The 23,597-nt window shown below is 67.1% G+C and carries 14 protein-coding genes; 10 read left to right on the forward strand and 4 right to left on the reverse strand.

The annotated features are described in order from the left end of the window. Positions 1-63 precede the first annotated feature (63 nt). Together DOM66_RS16860 and DOM66_RS16865 are read right to left on the reverse strand one after the other, a co-directional pair. The gene (locus DOM66_RS16860) at positions 64-684 is read right to left on the reverse strand and encodes a TIGR04211 family SH3 domain-containing protein (RefSeq protein ID WP_110676858.1); all 621 of its coding nucleotides are present in this window, start codon (positions 682-684) and stop codon (positions 64-66) included. 291 nt (positions 685-975) lie between these two features. Next, positions 976-1,305: a DUF1820 family protein gene (locus DOM66_RS16865; protein ID WP_110676860.1), complete on the reverse strand. Its 330-nt coding sequence runs from the start codon at positions 1,303-1,305 to the stop codon at positions 976-978. Positions 1,306-1,554: 249 nt separating this feature from the next. On the opposite strand from DOM66_RS16865, the gene miaB reads away from it, so the two are divergent. From miaB to DOM66_RS16900, 7 genes are all read left to right on the forward strand, one after another. Then, positions 1,555-2,904 carry a tRNA (N6-isopentenyl adenosine(37)-C2)-methylthiotransferase MiaB gene (miaB, locus tag DOM66_RS16870; RefSeq protein WP_110690948.1) on the forward strand — a complete coding sequence of 450 codons (1,350 nt, stop codon included), beginning with the start codon at positions 1,555-1,557 and terminating at the stop codon, positions 2,902-2,904. 239 nt (positions 2,905-3,143) lie between these two features. Further along, complete coding sequence (locus DOM66_RS16875) at positions 3,144-4,148, forward strand: PhoH family protein (RefSeq protein WP_110676961.1); 1,005 nt, start codon at positions 3,144-3,146, stop codon at positions 4,146-4,148. Further along, entirely contained in the window at positions 4,145-4,615 is a 471-nt protein-coding gene (gene ybeY / locus DOM66_RS16880; RefSeq protein ID WP_110690949.1) for an rRNA maturation RNase YbeY, read from the forward strand. Before DOM66_RS16875 ends, ybeY begins: the two co-directional genes overlap by 4 nt. A 380-nt stretch (positions 4,616-4,995) precedes the next feature. Continuing rightward, on the forward strand, positions 4,996-5,889 hold the full coding sequence (locus tag DOM66_RS16885) for an HlyC/CorC family transporter (protein ID WP_110676866.1): 894 nt from the start codon (positions 4,996-4,998) through the stop codon (positions 5,887-5,889). Between the two features lie 73 nt (positions 5,890-5,962). Then, positions 5,963-7,447, forward strand: a complete 1,485-nt coding sequence (lnt, locus tag DOM66_RS16890) for an apolipoprotein N-acyltransferase (protein WP_110690950.1) — start codon at positions 5,963-5,965, stop codon at positions 7,445-7,447. A gap of 333 nt (positions 7,448-7,780) precedes the next feature. Next, positions 7,781-9,148 carry a 2-oxoadipate dioxygenase/decarboxylase HglS gene (hglS, locus tag DOM66_RS16895; protein ID WP_110690951.1) on the forward strand — a complete coding sequence of 456 codons (1,368 nt, stop codon included), beginning with the start codon at positions 7,781-7,783 and terminating at the stop codon, positions 9,146-9,148. Between the two features lie 137 nt (positions 9,149-9,285). Further along, complete coding sequence (locus DOM66_RS16900; protein ID WP_188115209.1) at positions 9,286-10,644, forward strand: MFS transporter; 1,359 nt, start codon at positions 9,286-9,288, stop codon at positions 10,642-10,644. A gap of 176 nt (positions 10,645-10,820) precedes the next feature. On the opposite strand, the gene DOM66_RS16905 is transcribed toward DOM66_RS16900, so the two are convergent. Next, positions 10,821-11,369: a zinc ribbon-containing protein gene (locus DOM66_RS16905; RefSeq protein WP_110676872.1), complete on the reverse strand. Its 549-nt coding sequence runs from the start codon at positions 11,367-11,369 to the stop codon at positions 10,821-10,823. A 290-nt stretch (positions 11,370-11,659) separates the two neighbouring features. On the opposite strand from DOM66_RS16905, the gene leuS reads away from it, so the two are divergent. From leuS to holA, 3 genes are all read left to right on the forward strand, one after another. Continuing rightward, complete coding sequence (leuS, locus tag DOM66_RS16910) at positions 11,660-14,245, forward strand: leucine--tRNA ligase (RefSeq protein ID WP_110690952.1); 2,586 nt, start codon at positions 11,660-11,662, stop codon at positions 14,243-14,245. Positions 14,246-14,339: 94 nt separating this feature from the next. Beyond that, complete coding sequence (locus tag DOM66_RS16915) at positions 14,340-14,828, forward strand: LPS-assembly lipoprotein LptE (RefSeq protein WP_157958865.1); 489 nt, start codon at positions 14,340-14,342, stop codon at positions 14,826-14,828. A 13-nt stretch (positions 14,829-14,841) separates the two neighbouring features. Further along, the gene (gene holA, locus DOM66_RS16920) at positions 14,842-15,900 is read left to right on the forward strand and encodes a DNA polymerase III subunit delta (RefSeq protein ID WP_110676876.1); all 1,059 of its coding nucleotides are present in this window, start codon (positions 14,842-14,844) and stop codon (positions 15,898-15,900) included. Positions 15,901-15,994: 94 nt separating this feature from the next. Here holA and DOM66_RS16925 read toward each other — a convergent pair whose 3' ends face one another. Then, positions 15,995-23,389: a carbohydrate-binding protein gene (locus DOM66_RS16925; protein ID WP_245392474.1), complete on the reverse strand. Its 7,395-nt coding sequence runs from the start codon at positions 23,387-23,389 to the stop codon at positions 15,995-15,997. Positions 23,390-23,597 lie beyond the last annotated feature (208 nt).

Consider the following 23,597-nt stretch of genomic DNA (forward strand, 5'->3'; position numbering starts at 1 on the left):
CCACCGGGCCCGAGGCCGCATCACCGCCTGGCCCGAGGCCCCGGCGACGCCTGACAGGCGACCTTAGAACCAGCGGTCGCGCTTGCGCCGGCGGCGCGGCAGATGCGGCACGATCAAGCCCAGGATCAGACCCGCCCCGGCGACCCCGCCGCCGTACATGAAGTAGCGCATCAGCAGATCCTCCTCCTGGGTGTCCAGACGCGCCTGCATCTCGCGCATCTTGGTCTCCGCCTGGGAGTAGGCCTGACTGAGCTGGTTGTTGCTCGCCTGCAGTTTGTCGACCTGCTGCTGGCGGCTGGCGAGTTCGCTGCGCAGATCCGCCACGCGCTGGTTCCACTCACCGTCGATACCGTCGAGGCGCTTGGTCAAGCTGGCGACCTTGTCTCGCAGCGCCGGCAACTGCTGTTGAGCACTCGGCGTGTCCTGCACGAAGCGCGACTGGATCCACACCTCGTCACCATCGGGGCCACGCACTTGGGTGTAGTCGCCCTGGGTCTGCAACACCGTGACCGGATCGCCACTGTCGAGGGTGCCGACGATACGGTAGCCGTCGGTGGGGCCACTGCGCACGAAGGTGGGCAGCTTGTCGCTGACCCAGTGGTCGGTCTGCGCCGAGACACCGGCGGAGAACAAAAGCGCCGCGCCCACGGCGCAGCCCATCGCAACATTTCGCATTTTCAACATGTCGTCGTGATCTTAGTGGCTAATGGATAACGGTTCGGCTTCGTTCCACGCGACGATGAGCGGCCTCCGCGTCCTGCAGAGGCTTCGTTGGGCCGCGGGCGACGGGCGCCCACAGCGGTTGTCCGGTTGCTGGACTGCCGTCCCGCACGCCTCCCGGGGAGACATCCACACTTTCTGTGGATAACGTTTGGGACAACTGGTTTCATGTCGTCGTCATACTCCGGTCATCTCGGCGCTGGCGACAGATTGATGAATTTCTGATCAATGCCGACGCCTGCACCAAGCTCGACCTCAGCTATCGTCGCGCGGCGGCCACGCCATCGGGCGCGGAAATTCGGCGACATTGCCCTCGGCCTTGACCGCCTTGGCCGCCCCGCCACGCTCGACCTCATCGATGCGCACGATCGCGCTGTAGGGGATGTAGCTGCGGCTGACGCCGTCGAAGGTGCGCCGCAGCTTCTCGGCGCTGGGATCGACAACGACCTTGCTCTGATCCTCGAAGACGAACGCCTCGACTTCGATGAATCCCCACAGGTCACTCTGAAAGATCTCGCGGGCGTAGAGTTCCCACACCTCCCCCTGGTTGTGGAAGACCACCCGATAGACCGGCTTGAACGACATAGACGCAAGACTCTCCGACATCACGGCGCCCGGCGCCATCAGCACAGACCGGGTCGCAAATAGGCGCAAGGGTATCACAGCCGGATGGGCTTGCGAGCGCCACGGGTTGGCCGCCAGCCGCCGGCAGCCGTATAATGCCGCGTTCGCGACGATAGCGACCTCGCTCGACGGCGACACTCCGCCGCGCGAAACGCTCTTTTATCTTTCCCCACGAGTACCGGTGACGCGCGCATGGCCGCAACGCAACCCATGACGAAGAAGCTCTTCATCAAGACGCACGGCTGCCAGATGAACGAGTATGACTCCGCCCGCATGGCGGATTTGCTCGGTGAGTCCCACCGCCTCGAGATGACCGACGACGAGCGCGAAGCGGACGTCATCCTGCTCAACACCTGCTCGATCCGCGAGAAGGCGCAGGAGAAGGTGTTCCATCAGCTCGGCCGCTGGAAGAAGCTGAAGGCCGCCAAGCCCGACCTGGTGATCGGCGTGGGTGGCTGCGTGGCCAGCCAGGAAGGCGAGAACATCCGCAAGCGCGCGCCGCACGTCGACATGGTGTTCGGCCCGCAGACCCTGCACCGGCTGCCGACCATGCTCGATGCCCGCAGCAAGAGCGCAACGCCGATCCAGACGGTGGATGTCACCTTCCCGGAGATCGAGAAGTTCGACCACCTGCCCAAGCCCAAGTCCGACGGCGCCACCGCCTTCGTCTCGGTGATGGAGGGGTGTTCGAAATACTGCACCTTCTGCGTGGTGCCCTACACCCGTGGCGAGGAGGTCTCGCGTCCGTTCGAGTCGGTGATGGAAGAGGTCGTGCACCTGGCCGAACAGGGCGTGCGCGAGATCAACCTGCTGGGGCAGAACGTCAACGCCTACCGCGGCCGCGACGCCGAGGGCGACGAGATCGACCTGGCCGAATTGATCGCCTGCGTGGCCGCCGTGGACGGCATCGACCGTATCCGCTTCACCACCTCGCATCCGGTGGAGTTCTCCGACAGCCTGATCGAAGCCTACGCCGATATCCCCGAGCTGGTCAGCCACCTGCACCTGCCGGTGCAGTCGGGCTCCGATCGCATTCTGGCGGCGATGAAGCGCGGCCATGGCCGCGACATGTACATCGACAAGCTCGAACGTATCCGCGCCCTGCGTCCGGACATCAGCTTCTCCTCGGACTTCATCATCGGCTTCCCCGGCGAGACCGACGAGGATTTCGCCCAGACGATGGATCTGATCCAGCGTATCGGCTTCGACGCCTCGTTCAGCTTCATCTACTCCAAGCGCCCGGGCACTCCGGCCTCTTCGCTGCCCGACGACACGCCGGAAGAGACCAAGAAGCAGCGTCTGGCGCTGCTGCAGACGCGGCTCAATCAGCAGACCCAGCAGATCAGCCGACGCATGGTCGGCAACGTCGAGCGCATCCTGGTCACCGGCTTCTCGCCCAAGGACCCGGGCCAGCTCTCCGGGCGCACCGAGAACAACCGTGTGGTCAACTTCCGCGCCGACGACCCGACCCGCCTGATCGGCCACTTCGTCGACGTCTCGATCACCGAGGCGCTGCCCAACTCGCTGCGCGGCGAGCTGGTCTCCGACGTTCGCCATTGAGCCACCCCGCCACCGCGGCCATGCGCGGCTCATCCCGAGCCGCGTGGGCCACTGCCGGCCGCGGGTGCTGCGCTCCGCGGATGCGGGCGATTGGTTATCCTGGAGCATTGCCCCCGCGGGAAGCGTCGCAGTAAGCTGACAGCCTCCACTTCACACCATCGACGGATCCTTCTGCGTTGACTCAAGACCAACAGTCCGCCCAGCGCGTCGTGTCACTGACGCTCGAACCCAACGATCCCATGCGCCTCGCCAGTCTGTGCGGGCAGCGCGACGAACATCTGAAGCTGATCGAAACGCGCCTCGGGGTGACGCTGCGCAATCGCGGCAACACCTTCCAGCTCGCCGGCCCCGACGCCAGCGTCAAGGCCGCCGCCAACGTGCTCGAACACCTCTACCGCGAGACCGAGGCCGAAGAGCTGCTCCCCGACACCGTCCACCTCTATCTGCAGGAGTCAGGGGTCGAGGCGCTCGAGGAGGAGAGCGGCGATCTCGAGGAAGGCGGCATTCTGATCCGCACGCCGCGGGCGCTGATCAAGCCCCGCGGCTTCAACCAGCAGGGCTATGTCGCCAGCATTCGCCGCCACGACATCAACTTCGGCATCGGCCCGGCGGGCACCGGCAAGACCTATCTGGCGGTGGCCGCGGCGGTCGAGGCGCTCAATCGCCAGGAAGTCCGGCGCATCCTGCTGGTGCGTCCGGCGGTCGAGGCGGGTGAGAAGCTCGGTTTCCTGCCCGGCGATCTGGCGCAGAAGATCGATCCCTATCTGCGCCCGCTCTACGATGCGCTCTATGAGATGCTCGGCTTCGAACAGGTCAACAAACTGATCGAGCGCCAGATCATCGAGATCGCCCCGCTCGCCTACATGCGCGGGCGCACGCTCAACAACGCCTTCATCATCCTCGACGAGAGCCAGAACACCACGCGCGAGCAGATGAAGATGTTCCTGACGCGTATCGGCTTCGGCTCCACCGCAGTGATCACCGGCGACGCCAGCCAGGTCGACCTGCCGCGGGGGTCGAGCTCCGGCCTGATCCATGTGCTGGAGGTACTGCGCGACACCGCCGGTATCGGCATTACCCAGTTCGCCCCCAAGGACGTGGTACGCCACCCGCTGGTGCAGCGCATCATCGAGGCCTACGACCTCCACGAAGCCAGCGAGGAGGCCGCCGATCGCAAGCGTCGCGAAGAGCGGCGTCAGGCGCGCCTGGAGGCCAGCGCCGCGCGTGACGGTGGCGCCTCGTGAACCTCGAGATCGACCGTCAGGTCGCGGTGGCCGACGCGGCCACCGCCGAGCTGCCCAGCGCCGCCGACCTCGAGACCTGGATCGGGCGGGTGCTCGACCACGCCGAGGAGTCGCGCCGCGAGCTCACCGTGCGCTTCGTCGAGCGCGACGAAAGCCGCCAGCTCAACCGCGACTATCGCGGCAAGGACAAGCCCACCAACGTGCTCTCGTTCCCCTTCGAGGGGCCGCCGGGCATCGAGGTGGGGCTGCTCGGCGACCTGGTGATCTGCCATGCCGTGGTGGTCGCCGAAGCCGCCGAACAGGGCAAGTCCTGCCACGATCACTACGCCCATCTGGTAATACACGGTTGCTTGCATTTGCTCGGCTATGACCATATAGATGACGCAGAGGCCGAGCAGATGGAGGCGTTGGAGCGCACGCTGCTGGCCGGGTTTGGCATTGCCGACCCCTATTTAGAAGACAGATAGTCAGACGATTCGCAGGCGCGCGCCAAGGCCGGTGCGACAGCGGCCAGGCGGCGTCTACCGAGGCGCGGGCCATACCGTCGCCACGTGATCGCTGACCGAATCGACCGCCCAGGCAACCACATCGAGCCCATGCCGACATCGACGAACGCCGCTCCCTGCTGGGAGCGTATCGACGCAAGCCCGTCCCAACCGGCCGATCCCACCGACGAGCCTCCGCCACGCTGCGCCCGGATGCAGGGACGCGGCCCAGGTTCCGCTACCGCCCCAGTGGCGGCAAGACAACATCACCGACACGCGCTCACGGGCCGACTTGGGTCCGCGAGCGCTTTTCGTTTTCGTACCCAGCCCCAACGGCATCCGAGGACAAGAGACTCCCACTCATGAGCGAAGACCGATCGAGTAGCCAGAGCAGTCGATCCTGGCTGGAAAAACTGATCAGTACCTTCTCGAGCGATTTCGACGAGCCCAGCTCCCGCGAGGAGCTACTCACCTTCCTGCGTGAAGCGGGCCCCAAGCTCAACCTCGACCAGGACGCCCTGACCATCATCGAGGGCGCCTTCCAGATCAGCGACCAGCAGGTGCGCGAGGTGATGATCCCGCGCTCCCAGGTCACCGCGGTGTGCGTCGACCAGCGCCCGGAGGATTGCCTGCCGATCATTCTGGAAACCGCCCACTCGCGCTATCCGGTGATCGACGACAATCTGGATGACGTCCTCGGCATCCTGCTGGTCAAGGATCTGCTGCCGCTGCTCAAGCGCAACAGCCAGGAGCGCGAGACCTTCTCGCTGCGCGACGTGCTGCGTCCGGCGATGTTCGTGCCCGAGTCCAAGCGTCTCAACAGCCTGCTCAAGGAGTTCCGCGATACCCATAACCATATGGCGATCGTGGTCGACGAGTATGGCGGTACCGCCGGCATCGTCACCATCGAGGATATCCTCGAGCAGATCGTCGGCGATATCGAGGACGAACACGACACCGACGAGGAGGAGGACATCCGCGATCTCGGCGACGGCACCTTCGCAGTGCGTGCGCTCACCCCGATCGAGGATTTCAACGAACAGTTCGGTACCGAGTTCTCCGACGAGGAGTTCGACACCGTCGGCGGGCTGATCATGCAGCGCTTCGGCCACCTGCCGCGACGCAACGAGCATACCGATCTCGGCGAGTGGCGCTTCACCGTGCTCAATGCCGACAACCGGCGCATCCGGCTGCTGCAGGCGCGCCCGGTGCCGGCAACGCTGGAGCAGGAGCGCGCGCGCCACCTCGAGGACTGACGCGCACGGCAACCGCCGCGACGCCGTCGAGCGACTCTGATATAAGGGGCACTTTGCGCAAGGAGTGCCCCCAATGCCCGCCGCTCTGCCCCTCATTTCCGCCCGCCGCCCGTGGCCGGCCTATCTCGCCGCGCTGGTCGCCGGGGTGCTGGCCACGCTGAGTTCCGCCCCCTTTCATCTATGGTGGCTGGGGCCTATCGCCGTCGCCCTGGTGGCCCTCGATCAGCACCGCCTCACTCTGGGTCAGGCCACCCTGCGCGGCTGGCTGTTCGGGGTCGGGCTGTTCGGTAGCGGGGCCTCATGGGTCTACGTCTCGATCCACGACTACGGTTACACCGGCATGCCGCTGGCGCTGTTTTTGACCGTACTCTTCGTCGCTACCCTGGCGCTGTTCCACGCCCTGCTCTTCGGCCTCTACCGCCGCTTCACCACGCCGCGCTGGGCCGTGTTGAGCTTCGCCGGTGCCTGGGTGCTGGGCGAGGCCTTTCGCAGCTGGGCCTTCACCGGCTTCCCCTGGCTGCTGCTGGGCAGCGCCCAGGTCGATTCGCCGCTGGCCCCCTGGGCGCCGATCGGTGGGGTCTATCTGCTGTCGCTGATCGTGGCGCTATCCGGCACCCTGCTGGTGGCCTTCTGCCGCCGCCGCTGGTGGGCCGCGGCGCCCCTCGCCGTGCTCTGGCTGCTGCCGCTGGCGCTGCCGACCCACTGGACCCAGCAGGCCGCCGACCCGCTGCGCTTCGCGCTGCTCCAGGGCGACCTGCCCCAGCTCAGCAAGTGGAGTGCCGAGGGCCAGCGTCAGGCGGTCAACACCTATACCCGCATGACCCGCGAGCTGCCCGACGACGTCGATGTCATCGTGTGGCCGGAGACCGCGCTGCCGATGCTGGCGCAGCAGGCGCTGCCCTATCTGGAGCGGCTACAGGCGACGCTGCCGGCGCAGAGCGCACTGCTCACCGGCATCGTCCAGCGCGATGCCGACGATCACTACTACAACGCCATCATCGGCGTCGGCGCCACCCGCGGCGAGTACCGCAAGGTGCACCTGGTGCCGTTCGGCGAGTACCTGCCACTCGACTCCCTGCTGCGCGGAGTGATCGACTTCTTCGACCTGCCGATGTCGAGCTTCAGCGCCGGCGCCGACTCGCAGCCACCGATCCTGACCCACCGCATCGCCATCGGCAGCGCCATCTGCTACGAGATCGTCTACCCGGACCTGGTCGCCGAGCGCGCCCGTGACAGCAATGTGCTGCTCACGGTCTCCAACGACACCTGGTTCGGACACTCGATCGGCCCGCTGCAACATCTGCAGATGGCCCGCCTGCGGGCGCTGGAGAACGGCCGCTACGTGGTCCGCGCGACCAGCAACGGTGTCACCGCGATCATCGACGACCAGGGCCGGCTGCGCGAGCGCGCGCCTCAGTTCACCCCCGCCAGCGTGGTCGGCGAGGTGGTCCCGATGACCGGGCTGACCCCGTTCACCCGCACCGGCAGCTGGCCGGCCTGGGGGCTTGCGCTGCTGCTGCTGCTGCCGGGTCTGACCCGCCGCTTCCAGCGCGCCTGATACCTTGGAGGTGTTTCCAAACTTTCTGACGATGGGCGCCGGAGGGCAGGGCAAAGCGAGGGTCCTTTGCCAGGGATGGCAAAGGTAGCGCCCAGGGAGGGATTCACAGCGCCCTCGCGACGCCCTGCCCCGGATAAGCCCACGTCGTCTAGCGATTGTGGAAGGCGCTCTAAGCCGGGTCGAGAGAGGCGGCGGCGTCAACGCCGTCATTTCCGCAAATGCGACCCGGCTTTATCGATTGGGCCCGACGCGCCCACACGCCCTTGTCAGCCCGCCCACGATGGCGAAGGATGGGAACCTGAACTCATCCTTCGCGTATCGAGCCATCCCATCATGACGCTTTCCCTGGTATCCCCCGACGAGGTTCGCACCGCCTTTTCGCAGGCGATGTCCGACATGTACCGCCACGAGGTGCCGCAGTACGGCACCCTGCTCGAGCTGGTCGCCGACATCAACGCCAAGACCTTGGCGGCGGACCCCGAACTGGCGCAGACGCTGGCTGCAGGCGGCGAGCTCGAACGCCTCGACGTCGAGCGCCACGGCGCCATCCGGGTCGGCACCGCCGAGGAGCTGTCGCTGCTGCGCCGGGTCTTCGCCCTGATGGGGATGGAGCCGGTCGGCTACTACGACCTCTCCCAGGCCGGCGTCCCGGTGCACTCCACCGCCTTCCGCCCGGTCGACGAAGCGGCGCTCAAACGCAATCCGTTCCGCGTCTTCACCTCGCTGCTGCGCCTCGAGCTGATCAGCGACGACGACCTGCGGCGCCAGGCCACCGCCATCCTCGCCGGGCGCGATATCTTCACCCAGGAGGCGCGCGAGCTGCTCGAACTCGGCGAACGCCAGGGGGGCTTCGATGCCCACCAGGCCGAACGCTTCGTCGGCGCCATCCTGGAGACCTTCCGCTGGCACCATGACGCCACCGTGGATCACGCCACCTATCAGGCACTGCACGACGCCCACCGCCTGGTGGCCGACGTGGTCTGCTTCCGTGGCCCGCACATCAACCATCTGACGCCGCGCACCCTGGATATCGATGCCGCCCAGGCGGCGATGCCCGCCTACGGCATCGACCCCAAGGCGGTGATAGAGGGTCCGCCGCCACGGCGCTGCCCGATCCTGCTGCGCCAGACCAGCTTCAAGGCGCTCGAGGAGTCGATCCGCTTTGCCGGCCGCGACGACGGGACCCATACCGCGCGCTTCGGCGAGATCGAGCAGCGCGGCATCGCCCTGACCCGAGCCGGTCGCGAGCGCTACGACGCTCTGCTGGCGCGCTCGCGCGAGTTGCCGCCAGCCGCCGACAACGCGGCCCACCAGCGTCAGCTGGGTGAGGTTTTCACCGATCTCCCCGACGATCTCGACAGCCTGCGCCAGCAAGGCCAGGCCTACTTCCGCTATCGCCTGAGCGATACCGGCCACGCCGCCCTGGCCGCAGGCGAGACGCCGCCGGCGGACCTGGACGCCCTGATCGCCCGACACTGGGTCGAGGCACTGCCGATCACCTACGAGGACTTCCTGCCGGTCAGTGCCGCCGGGATCTTCCAGTCCAACCTGGGCGACACCCGCCACGCCGCCTATGCCAGCGAGTCGAACCAGGCCGCCTTCGAGCTGGCACTGGGGCGTCCGGTGCTCGACGAGTTCGACCTCTATGCGCGGCTGGAGGAGGACTCCCGCGAGCGGCTGCGCCAGCAGCTGGGGCAGTGAGCCTGGCCGGCGCCAAGGGTGCCGGCCGCCCCTTCCCGAGGTCGCAGCGGGAACACTCTTCGTCGCTGGCGCAGCGCGCGCGCGAGGCGTTCGGCTCTAGGCTTGAGGGCTAACCCTCTGCTTGCGAGTGACCGCACGTGCCCAACAACAACAATCACCCCGACGCCGAGGTCGATATCTCGACGCTGCGCAAGGTGATCGCCGCCTCGGCGATCGGCAATTTCGTCGAGTGGTTCGACTTCGCCGTCTACGGCTTCCTCGCCGTGGTGATCGCCAATCACTTCTTCCCGCCCGGTGACCCGTCGCTGGCGCTGCTGCAGACCTTCGCCGTGTTTGCGGTCTCCTTTGCCCTGCGCCCCCTCGGCGGTATCTTCTTCGGCATGCTCGGCGATCGCATCGGCCGCAAGCGGGTGCTGGCGATGACCGTAATGCTGATGGCCGGCGCCACGACCCTGATCGGCCTGCTGCCGACCTACTCGAGCATCGGCCTGCTGGCGCCGCTAGCCCTGGCCCTGGCGCGCTGCATCCAGGGCTTCTCCGCCGGCGGCGAGTACGCCGGTGCCTGCGCCTTCGTGATGGAGCACGCACCGCGCAGACGCAAGGCGCGCTACGGCAGCTTCGTGCCGGTCTCGACCTTCGCCGCCTTCGCCACCGCGGCGGCGCTCACCTACGCCATCAGTACGCTGCTCTCGGAGCAGGCCATGACCGACTGGGGCTGGCGCTTGCCCTTCCTGATCGCGGCGCCGCTGGGGCTGGTCGGCCTCTACATGCGCATGCGACTCGACGAGTCGCCGGCCTTCCAGGCGCTCAAGGCACAGCACGCCGTGCCCCACTCGCCGCTGGGCGAGACCCTGCGCTCCCACGGTGCCACCATCGTCTGCCTCAGCGCCTTCATCTCGGCGACGGCGCTGTCGTTCTACATGTTCACCACCTACTTCACGACCTACATGCAGGTAGTGGGGGGAGCGACCCGCACCACGGCCCTGCTGGCGAGCCTGGGAGCGCTGCTGTTCGCCGCCGCGCTGTGCCCATTGGTCGGACGCTACGCTGACAGGGTCGGGCGCCGGCGCACCATTCTCTCCGCCGGCATCGCGCTGATCGCGGCGGTGTTCCCGGCCTACACCCTGGCCGCCAGCGGCGAGTGGCTCTCGTCGATGATCGGCGCCGCGCTGATGGCCGTCGGCGCGGTGATCTGCGGCGTGGTCACCGCAGTGCTGCTGTCGGAGCAGTTCCCCACCCGGGTGCGCTATACCGCCTCGGCGCTCTGCTACAACGTCTCCTACACCATCTTCGGCGGCACCGCGCCGCTGGTCGCGACCTGGTTGATCGACAGCACCGGCCACCCTCTGGCTCCGGCCTACTACCTGATCGCGATCACGCTGCTGGCACTGTGGGGCGGTATGCGCCTGCCGGAGACGGCGGATCGCGCACTGGATGCCGACGAGTCGACCTGGCGCGAGGTCGCGCCGGACACAGAGCAGCCGTTACCCCGCTGAGGTGGTCGTCGAAGCGAGATCATCGGGGCACCAGAGCGCCGAGAGATAGGCATGGCGGCCCGCCCCGCAGCGGTCCCCGAGTATCGGGAGCGCCGCGGAGACGGTTTCCGCGATAAAAGTGCCCGTCAGCGGGCGCGGCAGGCGCCGGGCCGTGGCCCGGCCCGGCCCGGTCGGGATCAGTCGGTGGCGGGGCGCGGTGCGCCAGAGTCGCGCTGGAAGTAGCGGTGACCGCAGGCGTGGCACGCCTCCAACCGCTTGACCTGGGTGAAGGTGACGCTGGCACTGCAGTGGACGCAGCTCATGCGGCCGGGCAGCGCGATCTCGCCGGCGGTGTAATCGGCACGCGCCGCTTCGAGATCGTCCTCGAAGCGTTCGCGGTCGATGGTGGTACGATCGGCGATCGAGAACAGCGCTTCCGAGACCCGCCGCGACAGCACGTCGAGATCGATACCCAGCCAGCTCGCCACCCCTTCGCCGCCCTTGGCCAGGAACTGACGAAAGTCGCGCATGTCGCGCTCGACCCAGGCGCGCAGCAGGGCCATCTCATCCTTGGTGAACTCTTCGAACTCGGACTCGAAGGCCACCGCCTCGTCGAGTTCGCGCTGAAAACTCTCCCAGGAGAGCTCGCCACCGCCATCTTTCAGCCGCGTGAGGACACGTTCGTAAGCCTCGCTCAGGCGTGAACGCTCCTGCGGGTCCTGCGGCGCTGATTGATGTTCTGTCATGGCCATCTCCTTCTACATTGACCGCTACATGTCCGGCGCGTCGCCTTTTCGTACAAAGTGTCAGCGACGCCCGCTTTGTCGCCGCTCACGGCACGCTCTTCAGAGCCGCGGCGGTGTCTGCTGCTGCGCCGGCCGGCATCGCACGCCCCTACCTGCCGCAGCGGGTCTGGGGTATGCTTGTGGGCCTGAAAATCGACGCCGGCCCCGCACTTTCCGTCTCTTCAGAGTATAGCTTTTCGCGGGACGCCTGGCGCTCTCTCACGCCGAACGCAAGGTGCATGACCGAACCGATGGACGCCCACTACAACCCGCAAGCGATCGAACGCGCCGCACAGCAATTCTGGAACGAGCATCAGAGCTTCAAGGCGAGCGAGGATCTGACTCGCGAGAAATTCTACTGCCTGTCGATGTTCCCCTACCCCAGCGGCAAGCTGCACATGGGTCACGTGCGCAACTACACCATCGGCGACGTGGTCAGCCGCTTCCAGCGCATGCGCGGCAAGAACGTGCTGCAGCCGATGGGCTGGGACGCTTTCGGCATGCCGGCGGAGAACGCCGCGATCAACAACGGCGTAGCCCCGGGCAAGTGGACCTACGCCAACATCGACTACATGCGCAGCCAGCTCCAGGCGCTGGGCTTCGCCTATGACTGGGACCGTGAATTCGCCACCTGCGACGTCGACTACTACCGCTGGGAGCAGTGGTTCTTCGCCAAGCTGGTGGAGAAAGGCGTGGTCTACAAGAAGATGTCCACGGTCAACTGGGACCCGGTCGACCAGACCGTGCTCGCCAACGAGCAGGTGATCGACGGCCGCGGCTGGCGCTCCGGCGCGCGGGTCGAGCGCAAGGAGATCCCGCTGTGGTTTTTGAAGATCACCGACTATGCCGATGAGCTGCTGGCCGATCTCGACAAGGTCGAGTGGCCCGAGCAGGTCAAGACCATGCAGCGCAACTGGATCGGCAAGTCGCGCGGCGTCGAGCTCACCTTCGATGTGGCCGGCGCGGACCTCGCCGCCGAGCTGCGCGATCTCGATGTCTACACCACCCGCCCCGACACCCTGTTCGGCGTCACCTATGTGGCGGTCGCCGCCGGCCACCCGCTGGCCAAGCACGCGGCCACGAGCGATCCCGCCCTGGCCGAGTTCCTGATCGAGTGCCAGCAGGGGGGGAACTCCGAGGCCGAACTGGCGACCATGGAGAAGCGCGGCCGCGATACCGGGCTGCGTGCGATCCATCCGCTCACCGGCCAGGAAGTGCCGATCTTCGTCGCCAACTTCGTGCTGATGGAGTACGGCACCGGCGCGGTGATGGCGGTGCCGGCCCACGACCAGCGTGACTGGGAGTTCGCCACCAAGTACGACCTGGCGCTGGCACCGGTAATCGCCGACGCCGACGGTCAGGCCCCCGACCTGAGCCAGGGCGCCTATGTCGAGCATGGGCGTCTGATCAACTCCGGCGAGTTCGACGGGCTCGAGTTCGAAGCGGCGTTCGATGCCATCGCCGCCAGGCTGGAAGCCCAGGGCCGCGGCAAGGTCAAGATCAACTACCGCCTGCGCGACTGGGGCGTGGCGCGTCAGCGCTACTGGGGCGCACCGATCCCGGTCAAGTACGGCCCCGAGGGTCAGACCGTACCGCTCACCGACGCCGAGCTGCCGGTGGCGTTGCCGCTGGAAGTGGAAGTCGACGCCTCGGGCTCGCCGCTCAAGAAGATGCCGGCGTTCTACGACCTGGGCGATGGCTGGACCCGCGAGACCGATACCTTCGACACCTTCATGGAGTCCTCCTGGTACTACGCGCGCTTCTGCTGCGCCGACAATCCGGAGGCAATGCTCGACGAGCGTGCCGACTACTGGCTGCCGGTGGATCTCTACATCGGCGGTATCGAGCACGCCATCCTGCACCTGCTCTACGCCCGCTTCTTCCACAAGCTGATGCGCGACGAGGGCCTGGTCGGCAGCGACGAGCCGTTCCAGCGCCTGCTCACCCAGGGCATGGTGATCGCCGAGACCTTCTACCGCGAGTCCGCCAACGGCGCCAAGCAGTGGTTCAATCCGGCCGACGTGGAGGTCGACCGCGACGACAAGGGCCGCCCGCTGCGCGCCCGCCTCGGCAGTGACGGCGAGCCGGTGGAGATGGGCGGCATCGAGAAGATGTCGAAGTCGAAGAACAACGGGGTCGACCCGCAGGCGATGATCGATCGCTTCGGCGCCGATACCGTGCGCCTGTTCATGATGTTCGCGGCCCCGCCGGAGCAGTCGCTGGAGTGGTCCGACTCCGGTGTCGAGGGCGCCCACCGCTTTCTCAAGCGGCTGTGGAAGCTCACCGCCGACCACCTGGCCGCCGGCACTCCGGCCGCTCTCGACGTGACCGCCCTCGACGACGCGGCGATCGATCTGCGCCGCAAGACCCACGAGACGATCGCCAAGGCGGGAGACGACATCGGCCGCCGCACCACCTTCAATACCGCGATCGCCGCGGTGATGGAGCTGACCAACGCCCTCGGCCGCTACGCCGATACCTCGCCCCAGGGGCTGGCCGTGGCCCGCGAAGCGCTCGAGGCGTGCGTGCTGCTGCTGGCACCGATCACTCCCCACGCCTGCCATGCGCTGTGGCAGTCCCTCGGCCACTCGGATCCGGTGATCGACGCCGCCTGGCCGGAGGTCGACGAAAAGGCGCTGGTCAAGGCCAGCATCGAACTCGCGGTGCAGGTCAACGGCAAGCTGCGGGCGCGCCTCGACGTGCCCGCCGATGCCGACAAGGCAGCGGTCGAAGCCCTGGCCATGGCGGCGGAGAACGTCCAGCGCCATCTCGAGGGCAAGAGCGTACGCAAGGTGATCGTGGTGCCGGGCAAGCTGGTCAATATCGTCGCCAACTGACCCCCGCACCCGCGCAACCCGAACCATTGGGCGGATGGGATCATCCGCCCCCGGCACCGCCCTGGCGGTGCCGCTCTCGACAAGGAGTTATCTGATGATGCGTCGCCCCGTAGTGATCGGTCTGCTGGCGTTGGCTGTGACCACGCTGGCGGGCTGCGGGTTTCAGCTCCGCGGTCTCGGACAGGCCGAACTGCCCTTCTCCAAGATCGCGCTGAGCGCCAATGTCTCGCCGTTCAGTGAGATCGTACGCCAACGGCTCAAGAGCGCCGGCGCCGCGATCGACGACAGCGCCGATCTGCGTCTCAATCTGGGCGACGAGCAGGTCAGAGATCGCCGCCTGACCCGCGCCGACTCCGGCAGCCGCGAGACCGAGATCACGCTCACCGCGCCCTTCTCCGTACAGCGCGTGGGCGACGGCGCCTACCTGCTGAATCAGCAGCAGCTGCAGACCTCGACCACGGTGCTGCTGTCGGACAACAACCTCTACGCCAGTGACGAGATGCGCAAGCAGACGGTCGAGCGCCTGCGCCGCGAGGCCGCCGACCAGTTGATCGACCGTCTGGCCGCCCTCGATACGCCATGACAGTCTTGACGCCATGAAAGTCTTTCCCGACAAGCTGGAAGCGGCGCTGGCCAAGCGCCTGCCGCCGGTGATCGTGGTCTCCGGCGACGAACCGCTGATCCATATGGAGGCGTGCGACGCGGTGCGCCGGGTCGCCCGGGAGCGCGGCATCGAGGAGCGCGAGGTGCTCCACGTCGAGTCGGGCTTTCAGTGGACCCAGCTGCTGGAGTCGGCGGCGAGCCTGTCACTGTTCGCCTCGAGCAAGCTGATCGAGGTGCGGCTCGGCGGCCAGTCCCCTGGCCAGGAGGGGGGCAAGGCGCTGGAAGCCTACGCCGACAAGGCCGGCGACAGCGACAACGTGCTGCTGCTGAGCGCCCAGCGACTGGACCGCAAGGCGCAGTCCAGCAAGTGGTTCAAGGCGCTCGACAAGATCGGGCTGTTCGTGCCGGTGTGGCCGGTGGATCATCAGCGGCTGGGCTTCTGGATGCGCGACCGCGCCACGCGCCACGGGCTCAATCTGGACATGGACGCAGCGCGCCTGCTCGGTGAGCGCACCGAGGGCAACCTGCTCGCCGCTGACCAGGAGCTGCAGAAGCTGGCGCTGCTGATGCCGCCCAATGCACGGCTGACACTCGAGTCGATTGCCAGCGGTGTCGAGAGCAGCGCGCGCTACGATGTCTTCACCCTCACCGATGCCTGCCTGCGCGGCGAGCGCGAGCGGGTCGCACGCATCGTCGGTGGCCTGCGCGAAGAGGGCATCGAGGCTCCGGTGGTGCTGTGGTCGCTGACCCGTGAACTGCGCACCCTGCTGTCGATCTTCCAGCATCTCGATCAGGGCCAGAGCCTCGACCACGCCTGCAAGGCGCAGCGCCCGATGATTCCCGAGAAACGCCGCCCCGGCTATCAGCAGGCGCTCAACCGCCTGCCGCTGCGGCGGCTGCACAAGCTGTTGCTGTTCTCCCAGCGCATCGATCTGGCGATCAAGGGCGCCGTGCCGCTGCCGGTGTGGGACTGCCTGCAGGATCTGGCGCTGACGCTGGCCGGCGGGCGTGGCCTGCTGGCGGAGATGCCCCACGCCTACCGCGTCGGCTGAGCACCGGCGCCGACGACCCAGGGCCGACGCTCGACGGCCGACAGCCTCCGCATGCCCCGCGGCCCGGCGTGGACACACGCCGGGCCGCGTCGTCTCAGACGATCTCGACGTGCGGGGGCGTGTCGACCCCACTGATCGCGACGTCGTCGCTCATCGCCACTTCATTGTCGAGACTGCTGCTGTCGCTGGTGGCGGACGTCGTATCGCTGGCACTCGGCGTGCCGCTGCCACTCGCGGTCGAGGTACCGGTGGCGGTCAGCGTGAAGTCGCCCAGGTTCATGGCGCCGCCGTTGAAGGTCAGCCGCAGCACCTGCTCCCCCGCCGCCAGATCGAGCGTAACGCCATCATTGCTCTGGTAGTTGTTCCAGCCGCCGGTGTTGATCACGCTGGCCGAGGTCGCGCTATCGTAGACTTGGCCCTCCTGCGCCACGCTGGCGGTGACGCTGCGCCCACCGGAGGTGGTGGCAGCGGCGAACGACAGCTGGTAGGTGCCGGCCTCGGCGACATCGAGGGTGTACTCCACCCACTCGCCGTTGTCGATCCAGCCGATCGCCTCCCCATCGCCGCGAATGTCGACGCCTTCACCGCGGAAGTCCGTGCCCAACTGCGCGTCGCTGCTGTCGTGATAGGCCACCCCTTCGCCACCCTGATCGTAGAGTGCAGCCTGCAGGGTGAACTCGCTATCCACCGTCCAGGGCGTACCGTCGGCATTGAAGGCGCTCTGGCTGGCCGGTGTCAGGGTGAACGACGCCAGGTTCATGGCGCCGCCGTGGAAGGTCAGGCGCAGCGTCTGCTCCCCCGCCTCGAGCATCACCTGATGGCTCTGGGTGGGCAGGAAGGTGTTCCAGCCTCCGGAGTAGCCGACACCGACATCGGCCACGGCGTAGACCCCGCTACCGTGGTCGAAGGTGGCGCTGATCGAGCGCGTGCTGTCGCCCTCGGCCCCCAGGGCAGAGAGGAAGGAGAGATCGTAGACGCCGGCGCTGTCGACCTCCAGGGTGTACTCCACCCACTCACCCTCCTCGATCCAGCCGATGGCGTCGCCATCGCCCTGGATATCGACCCCGGTATCGCGAAAGTCGGAATTGCCCAGCTGGGCCTCGCTCGAATCCTTGTAGGCCAGGTGCGCCGGCCCTTCGTCGAACAGCGCGGCGTCCAGGGTGAGGCCGTCGGCATCCACCGCCCAGGGTGTCTGGGTGTCGTTGAACGGTGAGCGCACCGCCGGCTGGATACCCTGGACCAGATAGACGTTGTCGTTGTAGTCGTAGTTGATCCCGGTGTAGTCCATCACCACGAAGTAGGTGTCGGGAATCGCGTTGTGCTCGCTGTCGTAGGCCTGGAACACGCGCACGGTATAGCCGCGCTCGATACCAGTGTCCGCCGCCGGCGGCGTACTGCCCCCGTGCGGGTTGAGCGAGGGGTCGGTGGAGAGGTTGGCGACCGAGATGCCGAAGACATCGTCGCCGGCCCAACTGTCGGGGATGCGGCCACGGTCGAAGGTGGCAGTGGCGTAGTTGCCGTTGGCGACATGGGGCAGGAACGACTGGCTGTAGAGCGAATCGTGGTTCATCAGCGAGGTGCGCTCACTCTTGTCGCCCGGCGCATGCAGCGCCAGCAGCGCACCGCTGTAGCCGTGCAGCGCCGCCAGCTGGGTCACCTTGGCGCTCTGTGCACCATCGGCCAGCTGCCAGTAGCGCGACAGTACCTCTTCGTCATTGACCGCCCGGTAGAGATCGAAATCCTCCAGCACCGACCCGCCGCCGCCGTCGAGGGTGGAGAGGCCGTCGATGTGGTTGCCGAAGCCGAAGACCCGCCAGATCTCGTTGAGGTTGGGCTCCCAGCCGCCCTCGTCGCGGGCCTGCCAGAAGCCGGCCAGCTGAATCTGGGTGATCGGCGTGTCGGCGTCGTTGGAGTGGAGGGTCAGCGTGCCTTGGAACACCCCATCGTCGGCATTGTTGGCCGGCGGCGTATAGGCGGCGCGGTCGAACAACACGTCTACCGACAGCGCGGCGCCCGGCGCCAGCACGTGCCCTTCGAGGGCATCGGGATCGCTCAGGCGGAAGGGGCCTTCCAGCGTGGCGCCCGTCAGCGTCAGGTCACCGCTGCCCTGGTTGGTGACGATGACCGTACCGCTGTCCTTGTACTCCCGCGCCTCCGGTGCCGACCCGCTGGCGTGGTTATTCTCGAGATAGTTGAAGGCGAGCCGATCGCTGAAGAAGGCGGGATCGGCGCTGACCGCACTGATCTTGCCGTCGGCGACCACGCTGAGCGGCTCGTCGGGCACCCGTAGCAGGTCGATGTCGGGACCATTGGCGTTGGGGGCGGTCACCGCAATGGTATTGCTGCCGGCGGTCAGGGTCACCTGCACGGTCTGATAAACCCAGTCGCTCACCGTGGCGCTCTTGGCCGGGAAGTCGACCGCCGGGTAGTCGCTGCCGTTGACCTCCAGTGCCAGGGGGCGATCGGCCTTGCCGGTGGTCAGCGAGTAGCGGAAACCGATCTCGTAGACGCCGCTGCTGGCGACCTCCACCTGCCAGCTCAGGGTCTGGTCGCCGCTGCCGACGAAGTCGACATAGCCGTCACCGGAGGCGTCGCGGTCGCTGACCGTCGACGGTACCACCACGGCGCCGCCCTCGAGGGTGGCGCTCTCCGCTTCGTAGACGGTATAGCCCGGGGAGCTGTCGTGGACCAGCACCTCGAGCTGGTCGATGTTGGGGCCGGTATTGTTGACCGAGCGCAGCGTGATGCTGTTGGCGCCGGCCAGCAGCGTCGCCGGTACGTCCAGCGTCTGCCAGGTGTTCCAGGCCGTATTGCCGCTGCTGACGCCGGCCGGCGGTGCGAAGCCGTAGGTACCCACGCTCTCGCCATTGACGAACACCTCCAGCGGGCGCTCGCCGGTGCCGCCGTTGGCGTAGCGCACCCGCAGTACCGCATCGCCGGCGTCGCCCGTCGCGACATCGACATTGAAGGTGATGAAGTCGTTGTTGGTGCTGCCGAAATCGGCGTAGCCGCCGACCACGCCGTCGCTGTCGTCGGTGTTGCCATCCACGCCATAGGCGCCGGGGCGCACGCCGGAGGCGGTGCCGACATTGGCCGACGCCGGCTCGGGGTTGTCGCCGTCGCGGATCACGATCTGGGCGCCGGCGCCGCTGGCGATCGTCGCCAGGGTGTCGTCCTCGGCCTGGATCGTGGCCACGCTCTTGAGATCGTCGCCCGGCACCACGACGTCACCGGGGACCGGATCGAGACGAATGATCTGGCTCTGGCCATTGGTACGATTGAGCGTCATGAGATAGAGCTGTCCTGTCAGCGGGTTCTGGATGATGTCCAGCGGGTCGACGAAGCTGATCACCTTCCCATCGGGGTCGCGTAGCACGCTGTCGCCGCTGACCTTGCCGTCGGCATCCAGCGTGATCCAGCGGACGTCGTCGCCGCCGGAGTACTCGACGAACAGCAGACTCCCCTTGAGCGTGGCGCCGAAGACGCCGCTGGTGTATTCGATCGCGCCGTTGGGCGAGCGGTTGGTCCCCAGCGAGTAGATATCCTCACCGCGGTAGTTGGGGTCGGGCTGGGTGCCCACCGGATACTCGTCGGTCTCGTTGAGATCCTTGCCGCTGGTCGGATTGCCGCCGTTGAGTACGTACTCGTCATGCAGCGGATTGGGATGGCCGTAGTAGCCGCCCTTCTCGATCTGGAACAGGAAGTCGTCTTCGATGCCGACATTGATCAGCCCCTCGTCCACCGCCGTTGCCGGGTCGTCCGGCGTGCTGCCACCCGCCGCAGAGCCGTTGGTGGGCAGGTAGAGCGAGCCGTTGGAGTGCCACACCAGGTCGTAGGCGTTGCGAATGCCGGTGGCATAGATCTTGAGCACCGCGTCGGCGGCATAGGGGTCGTAGTACTGGATCAGCAGATTGCCGTCGGCATCCTGCATGCTGGCGGTGCCGTCGGCGGCGAACACCAGATACTGCCCCCCACCCATATCGATCGGGCCATTCTTGAGGTCGCCGTCGCTATCCGGATAGCGGGTGTTGGAGCCGTCGCTGGGCAGCGGCTCGGTGGAGACGTCGAAACCGCCGGGGGGCGCCTCACGGTAGGGGTCGATCTCGAGCACACTGGCATTGAGCAGGCGCTCTGGCCGATTGCCCCAGGCGCTGTCGTCCTGGCCCATGGCGGTGTTGGCCCCCTGGGAGACATACATCAGATAGGGCGGCACATCGGGGTTGGTGAGCGCGTCGTAGGCCGGGTTGGCGTGGAACACCAGGCTGTTGGTGACGTGGTCGCCATTGGAGCGTGGCAGCCCGGCGATATAGGTCTGGGCGCTACCGCTGAACACGGTATCGTCGGGATCCAGGGTGATCTTGCTCACCCGACCGCTGAAGTCGGGCACGCCGTTGTCACGCCCGGTGAGCGGGATCGGGTAGTTGTCGGTGACCCAGATCACATCGGGATCGGTCGGATCGAAGGTCAGGCCGATGATGCCGCGGGCGCCGGCGTCATCCTTGAAGTAGTCCAGCGCCAGGGTCTGCTCGTGGGACAAGGCGCCGGTGATCGGATCGATGTCGAAGCGTCTGATCTCGCCGTTCATGGTCGAGACGTAGAGCTTGCTGCTGTCCGGCGACAGCGTCATCGAGGTGAACTGATAGGCGTCGTCCTCGGCGCCGTTCAGCTCCACGGTCGAGTTGAAGGCCACTTCGCTGTCCGGTATCTCGGCCTCGGCGCCGGTGACGAAGGTGGTGGTGAACTTCTGGAAGTCTCGCGTCGGCGCCGAGGTGTCGGTGTTGCTGCCGCGATCCTGGAAGCCATCGATCACCAGGGTGTAGCTGGTGTAGGGGTCGAGCCCGTCCTTCGGCGAGATGGTCAGGGAGTCGAAGCCACCGGTGGTGTTGATGTTGAACGCCACCGCTTCCCCGGTGACGGTGTTGAATAGCCGCACCGAGCCGTCCTGCAGGCTCTCCAGCAGGGCACCGCCGCGCCCCTCCACCACCGAGATGCCGATGAAGATATCGGAGGTGGGATCGATCCCCACCGGCGGGCTGCCGTCGCTCGGCTGCAGGTCGACCTCGACCTGGTTCTGACCGACCCCGGCCACCGCGCGCGGATCGGTGAAGTGGGCGTAATCCAGCGGTGCGGCGCGATCGTCGTCGGGGGTGAGATCGGGCAGCGGCTGGATCTCGAGGTACTGGATCTCGGTATTGGCGCTGTCGGCGCCGAGCGAATCCAGCGTCAGACGGCCGTCGGTGACATGCACCACCTTGGTGATCAGCGTGGAGCGATAGCCCTGACTGTCGTCGGCGGGGTTGGCGTCGGCGGGGAAGTCGTCCGGGCGCATCGGCACCAGGCGCCCGAACGCCTCGCCCTCGGCGTTGATCACGTTGACACTATCGTACTGGCCACCGCTGTCGCCGAGCGAGACGGTCACTTCGTAATAGCCGTCGTCGAGGGCGATCTCCCAGCCGGCGTGCTGGGCATAGCCCGGCTTGGCGAAACCGGCATAGGTCGCCTGCAGGCCATCGACGCCGGCCAGCGCACCCGCGCGATTGCCCAGCGCATCGGGGTCCTGGCCGCTGATGCCCATCGGCGTGGTGCCATTGGCGGTGCCGTCGGCGATCGACGCCTCGGTGACCCAGCCATAGGCGTGCGTCTTGCCGTCGACCTGGAGCGACTGGGCCCCGAAAGCGAGGCCGGTATCGGCCACGTAGCCTTCGGGGGTGGCGGCATTCGCCGGCTGGAAGTTGATCTTGATCACCGGGCGCTCGCCCGGCTCGACCACCGGATCGACCACATGGTGCACCTCGAGCTTGTCGATATTGGGGCCACCGGCGCTGATGTTCTCCAACCGAATGGCGTTGCTGCCCGCGTTCAGCGCCACTTCGTAGCGCACCTCGGTCCAGTTCTCCCAGCCGCTCGCCCCATCGCCGGTGGAGACAAAGGCGACCTTGCCCTGGGACTCGCCGGCGACGATCACTTTCATCTCCTGGGTGTCGCTGGCGCCGTTGGCGTAGCGCAGCACCAGCGCATAGGTGCCCGCCTGCACCACCGACACCTGGAAGCTGGCGGCATCGCCGACCTGTTCCCCCATGTCGAGATAGCCACTACCGCTGTAGTCGCCCCAGAGCCCATCGCTGCCGGCAGCGGGGTCGCTCTCCGGGTGGCTGGCATCGCGCACCACGGTGTCCGCCGGCGAGCTGCCGTCGTCACGCGCCATCGCTTCGCCCTCGATACTGGCGACCAGGGTCGGCGGCGCGCTCATCTCACCGGCATAGTCGAAGGCGATCTGATCGATGTTGGGGCCGTTGGCGACGCCGCCCTCGGCGGCGCTCGGCAGGCTCAGGGTCAGCGCATTGGTGCCCGCCGACAGTGGCAGCGTCACCTGTACCTCGCGCCAGCTGGACCAGCCGCCGGTAGGCGGAAACGACACCAGCATGGCGGCACCATTGTCCAGGTTGAGCAGCAACGGACGGTCCCCGCCACCGCCATTGGCGTAACGGATGGTGGCGGTATAGAGCCCCTCGACGCTGGGCTCGGCGTGGAAGATGACACTGTCCCCGGCGTTGCTGCCCAGGTCGACATAGCTGTCGCCGATCGCCCCGGCACGATGGTTGCCACCGGCATCGGGATGCGCGGTGTCGACCCAGCGGGTCAGTGACGGGTCCGTGGTGGCGCCCAGGTCATGGATCTCGACCCGGCTGGTATCCTCCGCCTGCAGGGTGAAGCTCGGCGGCATACCCACCGCCGCCTTCACCAGCGACAGGGCCAGGCTGTCGACGTTGGGCCCCTCTGCCAGCAGATTCTCCATGCGGATGCGATGACTCCCGGGCTCCAGCGCCAGGGTCAGCGTCGCATGGTCCCAGGTTTCCCAGCCGGCGCTGCCACTACCGGTGCCGGCGAAGCCGAGCACGCCCTGGGCCTCGCCATCCACCTTGACCGCCATCGGCCGCGAGGTGGTGGCAATGCCGCTGACCGCATAGCGGACATCGAGCTGGTAGGTGCCGGCGGTCTCCACTGTCACGTCGAAGTAGGCGGCATCCCCCACCTGGCTCCCCATGTCGAGATAGCCACTGCCGCTGTGGCCATCCCACAGCCCGTCGCTGCCCGCTGCCGGGCTGCTCTCGCGGTGGTCCGTGTCGCGCACCCCGGTGTCGGCCAGCGAGCTGCCGTCATCGGCGATCAGCGAAGTCCCCTGCAGCGTATAGACATCGCTGGACCAGCCCTCGTCGTTGACGATCTCCAGCGCCTGGGTCTGGGCGCTGCCCACGATCGTGGTACCGGCGCTATTGACCGCCTCGATCTTGAGCAACGCGCCTCCGCGCCCGGTGTCACCATCCAGCGCCACCCAGTAAGGGGTGATGAAGGTGCTGTGCTGCTGCTGGTTGCCGCCGGCATCATCGAGCGTGACCACGACCCCTCTGACCTGACTGGCGCTGAAATCGGCCCCGTCGAGCGGCGTCACCTGCAAGCGATAGCCGTCACCGATCAGATCGCGCGTCACCGCATCGCCAGGCGCTAACGTCCTGACGACGGTTCCGGATTGAGCATCGACAATGGCAAGCGAGAACATGGATAGCGCCCCTACGCAGGAGTGAATGGCCACGGTGCGGCGCTTGGGTCACGCGCGCACAGTTCCGGGAAACGATGGAGAAGGCCCGCCGATCCTGGCGGGCGGATATATCGAAGGCGACCCGATCGCGCGCCAGGCA

Source organism: Salinicola endophyticus (genome assembly GCF_003206575.1).
Taxonomy (GTDB): Bacteria; Pseudomonadota; Gammaproteobacteria; order Pseudomonadales; family Halomonadaceae; genus Salinicola; species Salinicola endophyticus.